The 17,293-nt window shown below is 40.0% G+C and carries 11 protein-coding genes; 6 read left to right on the top strand and 5 right to left on the bottom strand.

Going from position 1 to position 17,293, the window contains the following annotated elements; translation table 11 throughout:
* Window positions 1-983 precede the first annotated feature (983 nt).
* The 6 genes from MSBRW_RS12155 to MSBRW_RS12130 all read left to right on the top strand — a co-directional run bounded on the left by MSBRW_RS12155 (window position 984) and on the right by MSBRW_RS12130 (window position 11,490).
* Window positions 984-1,868, top strand: a complete 885-nt coding sequence (locus tag MSBRW_RS12155; protein WP_011307432.1) for a hypothetical protein — start codon at window positions 984-986, stop codon at window positions 1,866-1,868.
* Complete coding sequence (locus MSBRW_RS12150) at window positions 1,865-5,065, top strand: tubulin-like doman-containing protein (RefSeq protein WP_011307433.1); 3,201 nt, start codon at window positions 1,865-1,867, stop codon at window positions 5,063-5,065. Before MSBRW_RS12155 ends, MSBRW_RS12150 begins: the two co-directional genes overlap by 4 nt.
* The gene (locus MSBRW_RS12145) at window positions 5,031-6,569 is read left to right on the top strand and encodes a hypothetical protein (RefSeq protein WP_011307434.1); all 1,539 of its coding nucleotides are present in this window, start codon (window positions 5,031-5,033) and stop codon (window positions 6,567-6,569) included. The genes MSBRW_RS12150 and MSBRW_RS12145 overlap by 35 nt, the downstream gene beginning before the upstream one ends.
* Window positions 6,544-7,962 carry a hypothetical protein gene (locus MSBRW_RS12140; RefSeq protein ID WP_155398243.1) on the top strand — a complete coding sequence of 473 codons (1,419 nt, stop codon included), beginning with the start codon at window positions 6,544-6,546 and terminating at the stop codon, window positions 7,960-7,962. The genes MSBRW_RS12145 and MSBRW_RS12140 overlap by 26 nt, the downstream gene beginning before the upstream one ends.
* Window positions 7,963-8,535: 573 nt before the next feature.
* Window positions 8,536-9,975 (top strand): alpha/beta hydrolase family protein, encoded by a 1,440-nt coding sequence (locus tag MSBRW_RS12135; RefSeq protein WP_230669731.1) that lies wholly within the window; start codon window positions 8,536-8,538, stop codon window positions 9,973-9,975.
* Between the two features lie 837 nt (window positions 9,976-10,812).
* Window positions 10,813-11,490 carry a hypothetical protein gene (locus MSBRW_RS12130; protein WP_155398242.1) on the top strand — a complete coding sequence of 226 codons (678 nt, stop codon included), beginning with the start codon at window positions 10,813-10,815 and terminating at the stop codon, window positions 11,488-11,490.
* 281 nt (window positions 11,491-11,771) lie between these two features.
* Here the strand turns inward: MSBRW_RS12130 and MSBRW_RS12125 are convergent, their stop codons facing one another.
* The 5 genes from MSBRW_RS12125 to MSBRW_RS12100 all read right to left on the bottom strand — a co-directional run bounded on the left by MSBRW_RS12125 (window position 11,772) and on the right by MSBRW_RS12100 (window position 17,245).
* A complete protein-coding gene (locus MSBRW_RS12125) occupies window positions 11,772-13,082 on the bottom strand; it encodes a hemolysin family protein (protein ID WP_011307438.1) in 1,311 nt (436 codons plus the stop codon).
* 385 nt (window positions 13,083-13,467) lie between these two features.
* Window positions 13,468-14,271 (bottom strand): M48 family metallopeptidase, encoded by an 804-nt coding sequence (locus MSBRW_RS12120; RefSeq protein ID WP_011307439.1) that lies wholly within the window; start codon window positions 14,269-14,271, stop codon window positions 13,468-13,470.
* 872 nt (window positions 14,272-15,143) lie between these two features.
* Window positions 15,144-15,485, bottom strand: coding sequence for a HepT-like ribonuclease domain-containing protein (locus tag MSBRW_RS12110; RefSeq protein ID WP_011307440.1), 342 nt, complete (start codon window positions 15,483-15,485; stop codon window positions 15,144-15,146).
* A gap of 219 nt (window positions 15,486-15,704) precedes the next feature.
* Window positions 15,705-15,998 (bottom strand): hypothetical protein, encoded by a 294-nt coding sequence (locus MSBRW_RS23520; RefSeq protein ID WP_230669729.1) that lies wholly within the window; start codon window positions 15,996-15,998, stop codon window positions 15,705-15,707.
* Between the two features lie 509 nt (window positions 15,999-16,507).
* The gene (locus tag MSBRW_RS12100) at window positions 16,508-17,245 is read right to left on the bottom strand and encodes a M48 family metallopeptidase (RefSeq protein ID WP_011307442.1); all 738 of its coding nucleotides are present in this window, start codon (window positions 17,243-17,245) and stop codon (window positions 16,508-16,510) included.
* Window positions 17,246-17,293: the final 48 nt, after the last annotated feature.

Here is a 17,293-nt window from a genome sequence, read left to right as displayed (position 1 = left end):
ATTTTATAGATCAAGCTTAGTTGGCAAGCTTAGTTAGGGAATTTCAAGGGGGATATAAAGTAATATATTATTTAACAGTAATGTAAATTAAAGTTCTAAATATATCACTACCCTATGTCACCCTAATACGAATTATATACTTCTTTTAGTTTTCTTACTTCCTTAACAAATAACTATTTATGTCTGAGAGTATTAAGAAGTGTTTGCAGGTTTTAATAGAACTGCAGGATCTGCAAGATCTGCAGCCTCTCCGAAATGCCTGAACGTGAGGACCGAAAACAAAGAATGCTGAGTAAGACGAAAAATACGAAAAGGTATGGGAAAGATTAAAGAGAGTATAAGAACAAATTGTTCCCCAGGAAACTAAAGAGGGTTACATCCTGGAAACGGTTTGGTTACAAGGGGTTTTAAAGAGTAAGCGAACCATTTTCAGGGCCAAATATCAAGGAGCTAATCTTTTCCATATCATCTACCGTAAATTAAGGGTCTCTACAACCGGGTTTATTTCTTCTGGTTTATTTCTTCTGATTTATTCTATTTTTATGTATACGGGATTAGTGTCATAAAAATTTAGTTATTGATAATCTGATGAGCTCAAAATCATTGTATTCTGATGAGAGGCTATCGAGATTATGCTCAACAATTAAATTGCTAAGACACTAGATAGGTAAGATATCAGTTCACTCATTCCAGGCCGCTCATTCTAAAACTCATTTTTTTTGGAGAACTTTTCGGAGAACTTTTTGGAGAACTAATGGTTTTCAAGAACTGTTTTCACAATAGAAAAACCGGTTGTTACTTGGAATTGGGATAGAAACCACGTTTTAATTAATTAGACAACCCTGTGGATTTATTTACAAAATAAAGATTTTATTAACCCTTCATTGCAAAAATATTCAAAAAATAAGTATTTATTGACATATGCAGAGATTAGGTGGGGTTATTAGAACGTATTATTCTCATTTTTACAGGGGGTATGAGGTATGAGAAAAGGCCGCACGGCCTGTGCGCTTACGCTATGTTTACTATGTTTCTTTTTCTTATGGCTTACAGTGCCTGTATCAGCAGTTGAAGTTACCGTGGAAGGAGACCATCCGGCTGAGGTTAAGGAAAAGCAGGTGATAAGCTGCGTTTTGACGATAAGCGGCATTCCCAGTGCTGCGGATTATCTGTATTTTGATACGGATCTGGAGAAATATGACGACAATCCAATCTATAATTTTACGAAGCTGAACCTTCAAAGCAATGAGAGCCACTTTGAGCTTCCGGTCAAAGATAACAAGGAAAAAATCGTTGTCCAGCTATACGGCCAGGTGCCTGGTGTCACTGAGGTCCAGCAGTATGAGAAACTTACACTGGTAAAGTACGACCCTAAAAGGACAGGGTATGCCTATTATCGGATCAAGCCTACCGATGAAAAAGGAAATGCCATTCAGGGAAGCGATACAAGCACGTTCACGATTGAAGTTACTGACATTGATTCTTTCGAAAAAAAGGCAACACAAATCGAAGACCCGTTTTTAAGCATGTACCTTCAGGATATGTTTGACCGCGGGCTTGTCACTGAGGCAAACAAGCTTGCAGATTATTTGATTGAAAAGAAGACCGATAGTCTTGCTACCGAAGAAGAAAGTCAACAGTTTAAGGAAAAATTGAACGGATTTTCCGATCCTGTCCTGGGTATGAAGCTGCAGGCCTTCTTTGACCTTGGGCTGCACAACGAATCGAACGAACTTGCAGACTATCTGCTCCAGGAAAAAGCAGACGCGTCGAGCATGAAATGGAAGTATGCCCTGGGGTTCTTGGTTACTGCACTGCTTGGATTTGTAATCGGGGTAAGACTTAAAAATTCGGAGGAAGAAGAATGAACAGAGGGGGAAATATTTCACTGCAGCTTCCCATGGACCTGACGATTGTGGGGCTTGGAGGCTGTGGAAAACGTCTGTGTGAAGAGATCTGCAGGCATGACTGGATACTCGACAGCTACCTTGTGCCCGGAAAAAGGCTCAGGGTTTATACAATGGATACGGATGCCAACGAAAGGGCTGATGACGAATGGTACAGAAGACAGGTTAAATCCAGAATTCAGGAAATGGGAGCAGGGGGAAATATCGAATACAAATACTATTATCTGCCTTCCCTGGCAAACATAACCCAGACTTCAGATCTGGCAAGTCAGGAAGTTGCAGAAAAAATAAAAGACCGGAAGTCTGAGCCACTTGTCAAAACCTGGTGGATGAACGATTCAGGAGACTTTGGGCTCAGTTTTGAGGAACTGAGAGCTATTGACCCTTTTTTAATCGATGACTTTGGCGGAGGCGTACACCGGAGAAGGGCTATTTCAAAGGCTATTTTCTATAAAGTCCTGAGCCAGGGGCAGGCAAGTGGTTTTCCTACCTTTCCCAGTAAAGGAACCACAGCCCTTATTGTCGGGCTTGGGGGAGGTACAGGGTCAGGGATGTTCATTGACCTTGCCAGGTATATAAGGGCACTTAAAGGAGAGAGCAGCCAGATCTGGCTCTTTGCGGTAATTCCAACAACAAAAGAAGGCGAAAAAGAACAGTTAAACGCTGCAATCGCCCTTACCGAACTTGAATACCTTAACCTGAACGAGAGGCTTTTCAATCACATAATCCTGACCTCGCTTGGGCCTACAGGATATAAAAAAGGGGAAGAGGCAAAGGTAGAAGTGCACGAATTCGATTCCATGTTCCCTCACATACTGACGAACTTCTTCCACATTAAAAAAGGAGACATCAACCTGAGCGACTCAAAACGCCTTTACTCCTCATTTGTTTTTGCAGATGCCCACGTAATCGAATACCCTGTGGACGAACTAAAGGCCCTGAAAAAACAGTATGAAGAAGTTATCCTGGAACTCGAAGCGATTACTGCAACACGAAAAGAAATTAACAGAAGCGTAAAAGCCCTGCTTGATAGCCAGGACCTATTCAGGGAAATGCCTCCTACGCGGGCGGACTCCGAATATATCAAAAAGGAGTACGGAAACGTTGAAAAAGTCTGGAAAAACGAGATTGAAAAACTTCTCAACTACCAGAGCCCGGGCGCGGTTGAATTCTTTATCCAGAATAACATTTCGGCTGAAACCAGTATCGAAAAAATAAATAACTACGAAGATATGCTGAGTTTTCTTTCTAAGGTAAAAACCTTCACTCTCAGTGTAAAGGAAGATGAGCTAAAAGATGAAAATGACAAAGTGCTCTTTAGATTGATTCCCGAAGCTCTCTCAGGCATAGAAGAAACTGCAAGGCTATTTAAACGGACTGCAGGGATTGAAGAAGAAACTGTCGAGTCCGTGCTTATAAATGTCCTGAAAGGAAAACAGGACCTTGTTTCCTTTATGGACAGGTTGAATGCAAAAGCTAAAAGCTTAAAAGAAGAGACTCTGGAAGTAGAAGCCGAACTCCAGAGGAGACAGGATGAGCGGGATTTACTTAATGAACTTCACATTCAGGTTGAAAAAGCTGTTGACAAAGCCTTAAACGACAACGACCTGGAGCTTGAGGAATATTTCAACCAGAAAGAGAAATTGAAGGTACTTCAGGAGCACGAATATGACCTGAAAACAAAAATTGATGCGTTTCTTTGCAATCTCAATGAAGGAAATATAAAAAGCGGGGATAAGGACAGCTGGCTTCTCCTGGCCGGGGTCCCTGACCTTCAGAGAGAGCTTGAAACGCTTTCCAGGGATCTTGACCTGAATTTAACAGAGCTAGGAAGTCTTCTTGAAGCAATTGCACTATATTATTTCTATGACTACAAAATCAACCGGCTCGAAACTGCCGGAATAAAAGAAAAAGTCCTCGTAGCAATAAAGGGAAACAAGACCAAGTCCCTCAGGAACTATGAAGCAAAGAAACGAAACAAAGAGGAATATATCAAGAGTACTGGAAGGGAGTATCTCCAGATAAGCAGCCCCTTCGAACTCTCGGTTCCTGAGCGCTTTTTGAGCGAACGCCTGAACAGAAAATCTGAGGAACTTAAGAGTAAAGTGCTCGAATCTCTGTTTTCCGGGATGGAACTTCAGGATTTTGAGCTTGAGGAAATTGAACAGGGTTTCAAGTCCAGAGACCGGCCCAAACTGAGAAGCGTTTTTAGAGAAATCCTGACCGAAAAAAACCTGCAAAAGGAAGACTATTCCGGAAAATTTAGTCGGGTCGAAGCGGAATTACTGGAGCTTGGAAAAAGCCTTCAGGAAAAACATGCCCTTTCAGCCCTAATTGAAAAAGTCGAAACCCTGACCGAAGAAACTCTTGCAAACCGGAGAGACCTGAACAGGTATTACGGACAATTTTATGAGGAGGTTACCAGGATGAATAACCTCCACGGGCTTGGGGGCAAGACCTCAATCAGTCTCTATATGACCAAGTTTGGGGATATAAATCCGAAGATCCTCTCCCTGATTGATGCAAGTTCCGACATGACTGACCTTGACTGGGATGATAGTGGAAAATGCGAACTTGACAAACTCATTGAGGAAATTCTGGTCACGTACAAGAACCTGATTGAAAGCTATAAACTCGGGGTTCATAACCTGATGATCCCTATCAGCACGACTGAACGCTGGAACTTCGGAAAAGCGGCTCTTGTTGTTTCCTCAAGGTCATCCTACATCTCAAGCCAGCTCACAAGCGAACGCATAGCCGATGCAATCAAAGATGAAATAAATGGGACTCTTGCCTTAAAGAACATCAATGATGCCAAACTTGCAACTCACAACCATACAGGGCCATGGGATATTGCCCTCACCTTCTTCTCTGCATCCGGTTTTCTGGATAATATCTCTCCTCTGACCGCTGGAGGCGGCTTCTGGGAAGTCTATGAAAACAATAAGGATAATGTACTTCACCATGTGCTGAAACTCCAGGAAGGGAAATACATTACTCGAAAAGCACTTCTGGACCTTAGAGAGGCTGGAGAACTGGCAAATCTGGAAAATAGAGGGGGAAATGTTAGAGAAAGGATCAACAGGCTATACGAAGAAAAAAGTATAAAAGAGGCATTGAATCATGAGGATTCAAGGAAACTGGAAATTACTCTCTGAACTGCCTGCAGCAGGTTTTATCCTGCTTTTATCCTTTCTTCTCATAACTTATGGAGGACGGATTGAAGTTCCGAGTATTTCAGGGCCTGGAATTTTCTGGCTGAGTTTTTTCCCGGCCTTCCTGATTGCAAACGCTTTTGGACTAGCTCTGCACGAGCAGTCGAGGAGAGGAAGCCTTTTTTTGTTTGCAGGCTTTTTGCCTGTACTCCACCTTCTATCTCAGCATGATTTTTTAAGCACAAACGGCTTTGTTCTGGGGTTTCTTGCAGGAAGCCTGCTAGCTTTGCAGGTCCTTTCCAGAAACCAGTTCAGTTCACTTGCCAGATATGCCAGGTCAGGGTCTCGATTTTTCTTTCTTGTTCTCAGCTATTACCTTCTTATAAGGCTTCTCGAGTTCGTGTACCCATTTTCAATCGAGGGGATAAGGCAGATTTTTGAAATTGAGTCCGAAGAACTGAAAAATCTTGGAATAGCTTTTCTGGCGGTTTTTTTCCTTCTGATGTCAACAACTTTCGTTCGGGGCATTCAGGCTTCTGAGGTCTTTGTTTATGGACCCTCGCGCTCAGGCAAGACTCTTTTGCTGCTTGCCTTATATAGCCATTTTGTGGACTTTTATGAAGGAACCCACAGGGAAATTATTTTGTCTTCCGATAGAGAAGAGGAAAAAGTCTGGCAGCTCTCTACGAAAAGCGAAAAAAAACTAAGGATTGAATCTATGCTTTCCGGACTTGAGAGCGGAATAACTCCAAAAAGTACAGACCGTACAGACCTGGCAATTTATGAACTTAACGGAAAAAAGAATGGCTTACTTCCAGTAGAGTTTACTTTTATTGACTATGGTGGAGAGTATACCGAAGATCTGGAACCGAAAAAGTACTCTCGAGCGCTCCGCAGCCTTAGTGAAAAGCTATCTGGAAATGAAAAACTATCTGGGAATGAAAAACTATCTAAATTCAGTGTGGAAGCCCTTCATAGGCAGATAGGTACTCTAAGTTTTCTTAAGCTGCTGAAAAACAAATATTCAAAGGAAGTCGGGGATCAATTTCATAATCTTATTCTGGCCTGCATCTATAAAAAAATGAAAACTGCGGGGAAGGTTATTTTTCTGGTAGATGGGGATTACATCCTGGATTATCACGGAGAAGGCCGAAAAGAATTGACAACCCTTTTTGGGCATTATTTCCGACTCATGGATCAGCTTGGGCCTGATAAGTCCTATGCTCTTGTGCTGACTAAAACGGATAAGTTAAAAGACCTTTCCGAAATTCCGGACAATTCCGAAAAAGCCAGGGAGATTGAGGCCGAGATCTATAGCTTCCTTGACAGAATTTACACATTCCGGGAAATCCAGAATCTTGCAAAAAGAGTCCCCATTTATTTCTATACCGTGAGCGTGGATGCAACCCTTTCTTCCCAAGCTTCAAAGGGCTTGCCTGAGGAGCAACAGGGAATCACCCAGATTTTTCCCTGGGGAGTGGGTGAAATTGCAAAATTCGGCTTCTGAATATGAGGATTCGGCTTCTGAATATGAGGATTCGGCTTCTGAATTTGAGGATTCTCATTCCGACTTTGCAGTTTACAGCTCAAGCGGGAGGCTACTGCAGGGTAGTGGAAGATTTAAGGAAGTCTGGGAACATTCAGAACTTGCAAAACAGCTTGACATTAAAAGAAGTGCCCTTTACGTAGAAGTCCGGGAAAGCGAGCTTCTTCTCGGGTGCAGCCTCCTTGTAAAAATCCGGAAAGGAAGAGAAGAAAGAGCCGTATTTATAGAGTGCTTTCCCAAAGAAGCTGTCACCGAATCCCCAGGCTGGATTAATAGATTTTACGCGGATGCAAAAAACCGAACAGAAGGACTGCAATCAATTCGGTATCAAGTAATTGGGTTGTGGAAAGAGGAAGATATTTTCTCCTTTTTTCCTCCGAAAAGCGCTGGAAATCTTCCAGATTGTCTGGAGAAAAAGGTTATCTCAAGGGAGGAGATTTCAGTCTGGATCCCAAACCTCTCAAATGGGATTTTCCTGCTTACCGGTTTGATTTTTAAGTTAAAATCCATTTTCTTCCCGGGCTTCAGCCTTTCCCTGTCCCTTTATCCTTCGCAGACTAATATCTCGGCTGGCCCTGGAGAACTTGACCCTGATTTTACATTCGAAGGCGGAAAAATCCTGGCTTCTGCAGCGCATGATAAAAAGGCAAACTTGGAAATGGATGAAACGATAGGACGAGTTCAAAAGAAAGGCCTAAAAGAATACAAGGATGTTTTTAATCTTGATGACATGTCAGGTGTCGATTTTCCAAAAAGTCCGGAAGAGCCTTCGAAAAAGAATAAAACCTGGAAAAAGAAAAAAATTGCAGAATATGCTTGTTGTTTTTTCCTGTTTTTGATAGCAGGGTTCTTTATCCTATCAAAAGCAGGTTTGGAGCCAACATTTCTTTCATTTAATATCTCAAAAAACAATGACACGAATTTTCCTCCTTTCCGGATCCAGCTAGAAATCCGGGGAGATATAAACTCTCGAGTACAGTATCTGAGGGATAAAAATACGTCAAATCCGCAATTACCGACATCTAAATCTCGTGGTGGCGGTTCACCTAACCTGTCTTCAGTTAATCTGGAAGACAAGGCTGAGAATGATTCTCTAGAACTACAGGACCTGATTAAAGAAACCAATAACAGCAGTGAAGTTGGCAATGCAGGTGTGGGCAATGCAAGTGTGGGCAATGCAGGTGTGGGCAATGGTACTGCAGGGAATGAAAGTGCAGAGAATGTAACTTCGGAAAATAAAAACTTGGAGAATGGGATTCCAGAGAATGAAAGTAATGGATATGGAATTCTGGAAAACAAAAATGTAGAAAATGAGGCTCTAGAAAACGAAAGTAATGTGAATGCAGCGAAATGAGCCAGTTCAATTTTGATTTTGCGGAAAAGGCATCAAGTACATCAGACAACATACCAAAAATAAAAATAATGTGGTAAAAATTCCCAAAAACCATATTCATCGTCTAAAACCTGTTTTTCCTTTTTGACCATTTAACTTCATTTTTTCTCGAATAAGTTTTCCTTTTTAACCACTTAATTCATTTTTTCCCGAATAAGTTTTCCTTTTCGATCTATATCGGTTGAGAATTTTGATTCTCAGAAGATAAGTTTTCATTTATTTTTTAACATGCTTTTCCTTCCGCCATAATCGAGGCAGGAATAACGCCATCATTTCATCGAGAACATAGCCGGCGAAGATTATCAGATCAGCTACTCTTCTCCGTGAATAAAATTAGATTGTATGGGTTCTAATATATGGGATTTTATCTAGGTAAAAAAGTTGAAAAATTATGAGACCAGATGTTCAAAAATAAATCTGGGGAGAAATAAATATAAAAAGTAAAATGAAAACTATAAGAGAAAGAGGTTATCATGAAATATAAAATTGTAATTTATGTTGTTTTATTGAGCATTACCATAGCGAGCCTCGGATGTGCTTCGCAGTCAGATGGGTCACAACAAGAGAGTTTCACAACTAAATGACTCGAAAAATGACTCGAAAAATGAGAGTTCTGGAGATCTCAAGGACATAGAGGGCATCTGGATGGGAAATTTAACAGTCCCAGGTGGATTGGAGTTAAGGATTGTGTTCAATATTTCTACTAATCCTGATGGGTCTGTCAATGCTAGCATGGACACCCCTGATCAGGGAGTAAGCGGTATACCTGTTGAAAGTGTTAGTTATAAAGATAGTAACCTGAACCTTGGAGTAAAATCCATAAAGGGAAGTTTTGAAGGGACATATAAGGAGAATAACAAAACCATAGAAGGAGAATGGAAGCAGGCAGGATCAGCGTTTCCACTTGTGCTTGAAAGGGTCGAGAAAGTTCCTGAAATGCACCGGGAACAAGATCCTGTAAAGCCTTATCCGTATACCGAAGAAGAAGTTGTTTATGAAAATAAAGAAGCAGGAGTGAAGCTGGCAGGAACGTTAACTCTTCCACGGTCAGAGGGGCCTTTCCCGGCAGCCATACTCATAACGGGTTCAGGCCAGCAAAATCGGAATGAGGAAATTGCAGGGCATCGCCCGTTCCTTGTACTTTCAGACTATCTGACGCGCCAGGGAATTGCCGTGCTTCGGGTAGATGATCGAGGTGTTGGAGGTTCGACCGGAAACGTGTCACAGGCTACAACTGAGGACTTTGCTGGAGATGTACTCACAGGAGTTGAATACCTTAAAAACCGCAAGGAGATCGATTCAAGTCGAATCGGACTTATTGGGCATAGCGAGGGAGGGATAATTGCCCCTATGGTAGCAGTAAAGTCTCCGGATGTTGCATTCATTGTACTCATGGCTGGTCAAGGAATTACCGGAGAAGAGATTTCGTACCTCCAGAGTGACCTGATTTACAGGGCAGAAGGGGTTGACAATGAAACTATCGCGCATAACGAAGTCCTGTTGAGAAAAATGTATTCTGTGGTAAAAGAAGAACAGAATAATACAGCAGCTGAGGAAAAGCTTCGTGAGATTCTAAGGGCCGAGATGGCGAATACAAGCGAGCAGAAAATAGAAAGTTCAGACCATTCCGAGGCTGTTATCGATGCTCAAGTAACATCACTCACCTTGCCATGGATGCGCTTTTTCCTTACATATGATCCCAGGCCAACCTTAATGAAAGTAAAATGTCCGGTCCTCGCCATAGCTGGCGAAAAAGACCTGCAGGTCCCGCCTGAAGAAAACCTCGAGGCTATAGATGAGGCTCTCAAGGCCGGAGGCAATAAAGACTATACAGTTAAAGAACTGCCAGGTCTCAACCATTTATTCCAGACCGCTAAAACGGGGTCTCCATCAGAGTACTCAAAAATAGAAGAGACAATTTCTCCGGCTGCTCTGGAAATTATAGGAAACTGGATCTCGGAACATACACAATAAAAATCAAAATAAAAGGTTTAGAAAGTAAGGGAGTGAGAGGGAAATTATAGTACTGTAAATGTATAGACATTTTTTATTGTAACTTTTCCTTCCTCTTTTACGATATTGATTAATATTTATAATCTCTGTCTCTATTATGAAATTAGTGATAACGATTTTTATTAAAATGTGTCTATTTATTTATTATATATTAAGTATACAGGCATAATCTATCGTTAAATATCCTTCTGTATAACTATAAAATTTAAAGTTGTTACTAAATAGCGCGACACAGGATTTACTTTCCACTTCCATAGGGTAAAATATGCAGATTAAATAATATAGTGACCTACATAATATCTATTAGTTCATATTTTAATTAAAAAAATAAAATCAGAGATTTTAAAGAAAAATAGGACTTTAATAAAGCAGATATGTGAAAAAAAATACAATCCAGCAGGCTTTTTTGAATATAAATAACTACATTAACTTTTTAGGAGATATAACTTTCCGAAAAGACCTTCATTTGGTTTTTAACTAACGAGAGGTGTAGTTACATACAAATTATAATAGTATCATCTTTCAGGATATAAAATAAAGCATTATAAAGTTTTAAATTCCATTTTTGAGCTTTATAACAGTACATAAAATAAAGTAAGCTTATATATTAGTTTATCCAGTCAGTCCATGTTACGGATATTCTCAACAAATAGAAGTATATCAGGAGGAAAAAAATGAATTTTAACAGAAAGTCAATATGGAAAATTACGGCATCTGTTTCTATTATATTAATGTTATTGATATTAGGGATTTCTTCAGCTTCGGCATGTCCAGCCAAGGAATCTACTGCCGAATCTATTGACTATAGTTATACATATATCTCATCCTATAGCAACGGCGACAACGCCGAGTGTGAAGGAAGCTGCTATGATGAGTGTGCAGATGTTTGTGGCCAGGATTGCAAAGGAGAATGCTGTGACAACTGTACTGAGAACTGTAATGGGTCAGAATGCGCAGGAAACTGCTGTGACGAATGTGCAGATGTTTGTGGCCAGGATTGCAAAGGAGAATGCTGTGACAACTGTACTGAGAACTGTAATGGGTCAGAATGCGCAGGAAATTGCTGTGACGAATGTGCAGATGTTTGTAGCCAGGATTGCAAAGGAGAATGCTGTGACAACTGTACTGAGAACTGTAATGGGTCAGAATGCGCAGGAAATTGCTGTGACGAATGTGCAGATGTTTGTAGCCAGGATTGCAAAGGAGAATGCTGTGACAACTGTGCTGAAAACTGTAATGAGTCAGAATGCGCAGGAAACTGCTGTGACGAATGTGCAGATGTTTGCGGCCAGGATTGCAAAGGAGAATGCTGTGACAACTGTACTGAGAACTGTAACGGATCAGAATGCGCAGGAAACTGCTGTGACGAATGTGCAGATGTTTGTGGCCAGGATTGCAAAGAAGAATGCTGTGACAACTGTACTGAGAACTGTAACGATGATGATTTCGCAAGAGACTTCCCTGACGACTGCATAGTAATCTGCGACCAAGATTGTGCAGGAAACTAAGACCGTCTGCAGTAAACAAACCTTTTATTTTAAAAGCCCTGTCATTGATCAGGCTTGATAAAAACAAGAGGAGAATTTCGAGTACTTTATCTTGGTAACTCATTCATTTCCCGATATATCATTATGATTTATCGAAATTCTCTTTAATTCTCCTTTTTTAATTTACATAATGTTTTAGCTTTTCGTTATTATGATGTTTAAGCCTTGTTATTATTTAAGCCACATTTTATAGACCCTATAAACAGGAATTCAATCCTGGGAAATCGGAGAAGCCTGCGTCACCATTACTTTATCTATTCGATTTCCATCCATATCCACAACCTCGTACCTCAATCTTCCTAGAACGATATGGTCTCCAGTTACCGGAATTCGCTGCAGGATAAAAATGATCAGTCCTGCTGTGGTACGATAGTACCCAAGTTCCTCCCCTGGAAAGGAATCAACAGACAGAACATCTTTAAGCTTCTCAATGGAAGTATCCCCATCAATCAACCAGGAACCATCGTCCCGAACACTAACCTGTGCTTCCACTGGCTCGCCAAGGGAACGAATCTCACCCACAATTGCTTCAAGGATGTCATGAAGGGTTATTACACCCTGGATACTCCCGTATTCGTCAGTTATAAGGGCAATATGTACTCCGGTTTCCTTGAATGCTTCGAGAAGCTTCAGGACTGAGGCACTCTCAGGTACAAAAAGCGGTTTTGTAGCAAGTGCTTTGAGATTAATAGTACCACTTTCCACAGACTTTTCAAGGACTTTTTTTACGGATACCATCCCGACAATATTATTCAAATCTCCCTCATATGCCGGAAAATTGGATCGATCGCTTTCGATCATCTTCTGCAGATTTTCATCCGTCGGGTCTTCAAGGTCAAGCGCAATAAGGTCAGTGCGATGCGTCATAAGGGAATCAACGCGGCGGTCGCCGATCTCAAGCACACCTTCGATCATGTTTAATTCGGCTTTCTCAAACACTCCAGCCCTAGCTCCTTCTTCAAACATAATCTTGATTTCTTCTTCTGTTACCGGAGGTTCAACAGTCTTCCTGACTCTCATGATCCTGAGCACAGCTTCGGTAGAACTACTGAGAATAACCACAAGCGGCCTTGCAATAGTAGAAAGATAAAACATAGGTTTTGCGATGCTGGAAGCAATTGATTCTGCATCATTGAGTGCAAGCCTTTTTGGGACAAGTTCTCCGAAAATTAAGGTCAGGTAGGTAATTAAGAGTACTACAAGAGTAATGCTTATCGCACTGCTATATGGAGAAAGGGCAGGAAATTTTCCAAGGTAAGTTGCAAACTCCTCTGATATCGTAGCTCCGCTGAAAGCACCCGCAAATATCCCCACAAGAGTAATTCCTATCTGAACTGTCGAGAGAAATGGAGTCGGGTCATTAGCAAGCTTAAGCGCAACGGTTGCCCGCTTATCTCCTTCTTCCTCCCGTTGTTTCAAGCGGGTTTTTTTGGCAGATACAAGGGCAAATTCTGACATGGCAAACATGCCATTGAGTGCGATCAAAACGAGGACGATTGCAATCTCAAGTAAATATGCCATTTTGAAGGTATTGGTCGAATTATAACATAAAGTTATTTATAATTTTTAGAAAAATTTATATATTTACCTATTTATATATCTGTATATATTTACTTACTGACACATATCCGTATATTTGTATATCTGTGCATATATTTATTAATCTCATTACTTATTTTTATATTTTTATTTTCACTCGTTTTTTCGTTGAGTGGTTAATTTTTCCTGCAATTTCGATAACTGCTGACATCTCTAAATTCTCCCCACACCCCACTCTTAAGTTTTACAAGAATCTTTAGTTTTACAAGAATCTTAAGTTTTACAAGAATCTTAAGTCTTGTATCTCTTTATCTGAGAATATACAAAACTTTCCAGCTTTATTCCAACAGATTTTTAAAATTTATCTTTAGAAAATCTTTCCCGGTCTATCTTCGTTTATGGCTCTGATCCTTCTGAGCAATGTAGGATGTGTTGAAAACAGATTGGTAGACCAGACCCAGAAACCTTCAGGACTTATTGTGGCTTCGAGGTATTCATCATAATCAACAACCTTGTAAAGGTGTTCACCTGCTGAAAGAACTATGAGTCCTTTTTCGCCTGAAGGAACAAGCCTGATTGCAATTCTGTCCGAAGTATATTCCCTTGCCCGGCTCAAGGCAGTCCATAAAAAGTTCTTGAGGACAGGTACAAAAGCAATTGGGAAGATAGCAAGATTGTAGAGAAGGGTCACGTGGCCTGCCTTTATGTGGGCCAATTCGTGAGCAACGATGAACTCAAGTGAATCAAAGTCTCCTTCCCGATATGCAACCTCAACTATATCTGCGTAAAAAACTACATAATTTTTTCGAAAGTAAAGCCGGGTAGCAAACGCATTTATCAGCCCGCCTTCCTGGATTAAAAAGACATCCGGAACTTCTTTGAAGTTCAGTTCATAAGAAAGGCGTTTTATGATTTCATAGAGTTCAGGAAACTGCTTTTCTGAAAGCTTGATCGCGTTTGCCATCATTCCTCCGTAGGTCTGTCCGGAAACAAATGAGAGAAAAGCAATGGCTGCCGGAACTACCATTATATATTCAGTCCCGAGTTCTTCAGGATATAGAAGCGGAACTGTCATTAGTGTGACATAAATAAAAAGACTGATCAGCAGACAGATAACAAAAAGAGGTATTTCGGCAGGATGTCTGAGATTTCTTACTTCGCTATCCAGCAAGTTATTCTTTCCCCCACATTACTCAAAATTAAAAGAATATTACAGAAAATTGTAAAGATTATATTACACATTAATTACACATTAATTACATATTAATTTTATTAATGAAGATTGCAACCAGTTTTTTACAACCAGTTTTCAAGAGCACATCTAAGAGTACATCTATTTTTCATTCTCATGAAACTGTATTTCTCTGCAGGGCTCAAATCTGCATGTCAGATCAGGGATCGGCTGAGGGACTAAAAACCCAAAATGTAATGCGATTGCAAGACGGTGTCAAATACCGCGTCAATGGGAGTTAGATCCTTACACAGAAGAATATATCAGACAGTTCATAAGAGCGGTTTGTAAACCTTAATTATCTTTCTGAGCACTCCATTCGGACCGAATCTGAAATCTATGTGAAATCCTATGGCGAAGAAAACGAAAGATGTTCTAACAATACGAGAAAGAAAGTTGCATTCTGGACAAATAATATTAAAAAAAGTTGAATATAACATTAATGGGGATTGGGCATCCGGTTATTGGGGAGTTGGGGGGTATGGGGGGTTATTAAAAAGAGTTAAAAGGTCTCTTATGACCTTCCCAGATGCCCAATAGCCTAGAGTACTTCATAATATATAAACTTAAAGATTTAATCGCAGATTGGCTAAGGATAGTCAAATTATGTAAAAAATAAACCTGTGTAAAGTGGTTCTGGTGTTAAGGTGGAAGCTTTCAATAAAATCTCAAATTTATGGCAGCTCACGACGTCAGCTTCAAATTTACGTTTTTCGGATACAGTGTAATCTTCAGGAGCAATATCCGTATATGGTGTGCTGCTTTCAGAAACTAATGTAAAATTAAAGTTAAAAATCGGAGATAAATCGCTTTTAACTTAAAATTTTAATAATCAAAGGTTTTAAGGTTGAAATGTCCTCCACTGCTATGTCCCAGATGGCTTCAAGATCAAGGCCAAAATCACCATGAACCATTTTGTCGCGCAATCCGGACATTTCTCTCCATGGAATTTCTGGGTGCTCCATTTTTAGAGAATCCGGCAAACTTTTCGTGGCTTCCCCAATAATCTCAAGAGCCAGAATTACTGCATATATGGTTTTATTGTCTGTGGAAAAGTCCTCAAACCCAAATCCTTCAATAAAACTCTCGATTTTCTCGATTGAATCAAGAATATCAATCAAGAAATCCTCTGTGTCTTCTTCTTCGGCTTGCATAAAGCCATACCTCTTTAAAAAATCGAACTTCAATAACGGAATATGTCTCTTGTCTATTTGTTATTTTCTCCTGTCAATCTGTGATAAGAAAATAAAGGGTACGAAAGAATCATCTTTATAAATTTTCCAGTGGCCTTAAGAGTAGTTCTTAAAAATAATCACTCTGCTGGAAATTTCTATCGGAGTGCTTGCCCTAAATAAAATCATACCTTCAGTTACTCAAGCAACAGACATTGACAGGCGTACCTGATAGTAATCGTTATCCACTTTAATTACATTTGACCCTTTTAAACGAAGAAATTCTTCTACCTGTTTCCATTCAGCAGAATCAACTGTAAAACTCTCTCCTGTAGTCTTGAGTGCTCTCCTTAAAGCCGGATACTTTTCGATTTCATTTTCAGTGACAATAGCAAATTCCTCGGGTATAGTTTCCAGTTTTTCGGTTTCTATCCAGTATTCCGCTGAATTCATATGGTTATAAGCTCCAAGAGCAAAAAATCCTGCAGAGATCAAAAAGAGAGCTCCAAAAGATATGGCAAACCCCTTAAGAATAAAACCAGGAGAATAATCCCTAAAAACCAGTATTCCGGTTACAAAAAGGGTCCAATAAACCAGAAACATTAAATAAATTGATTTTGGAGGATGTATTCCTCTGAATATATAACCACTCAGGTAAAAAGTAAAAATCCCAATAAAAAAGAATAGTGCATACTTTTTGGAATTCTTGCTTTGATTCTTCATAATTCTTTAATACTACAGACTTAACAATATTTAATTATTTTGAGATTGAAAAGTTATAATTTTTATAGAGAATGAGACGAATTCAAAGCAATGTAACAGGCAAGCCTAAAAATAACATTAAGGGAGCTATAAAAAATAAAATAAAAAAATAAAAGGTGGTATGTATAGAGAATGGACATCTGTAAAGGACAAGGTTAGAGAGTCTGTCAAAATACTTAATCTGTTTTGAAGCGCACCTTCTCAGATATCTGTACTTATGGTCACCTTTTGAATATATAATCTCAAAGCACATATTTCCAGCCGTCTTTTTTCAGGCTATTCTTGTATTCTTCATAATCAGGCATGAGTTCTCGGACAAGTTTCCAGAACCTTGCAGAATGATTTTTCTCTTTTACGTGGCAGAGTTCGTGCACCACTACGTACTCAAGCTGCTTTGACGGGGCCATTATAAGCTGGAAATTTATCCTCAATACATTCTTTGCAGAACAGCTCCCCCAGCGCTTTTTCTGGTGCTTTACCTTAAAAATCGGAGTGGCTACCCCTAGCTTTTTTGAGTAAATATTCAGAAGCTTTGCAACTTCCTCTTCGGCACGTTTGCTATAAAAGTTCCAGACTGATTCTTTCACCAGAAAGGGAAGCTGATCTTCAGAAGTATTCTCAGAAATCTCAACCGTGAGTTCGGAATCCTTGAAAAAAGCCTGGGGTTTTTTAACGTTATTCACGAATATGATTCTCAGAGGATAGTATCTGCCCAGATAAAGATAAATTTCCCCTTCACAATACTGCTTTTTTTGATCAGGCAGTTTGTTTGCCTCGAACCATTCAAGCTTCTTAAATATCCATCGAGCTTTTCCTTCAACCATTCCCCGAATAGTATCCGCACTCAGACCCTGAGGCGCCCGAAACTCGACTTTCATGTCTGGGCGGACTAAAATAGCTGCTCTTTTTCGCTTTTTACTGTATACAATCTCGTAATCTATAGTCCTGCCACAGGCACTGATCCTATCGTTTTTCCTCATTTCGGTTTCCTCAGAATATAATGAGTTTTCAATTCAATTGTCTTTTAT

The organism is Methanosarcina barkeri str. Wiesmoor (genome assembly GCF_000969985.1).
GTDB classification, from domain to species: Archaea; Halobacteriota; Methanosarcinia; order Methanosarcinales; family Methanosarcinaceae; genus Methanosarcina; species Methanosarcina barkeri_B.
The sequence above is the reverse complement of the archived record's forward strand: the minus strand, read 5'-3'. Positions and strand labels throughout refer to the sequence as shown.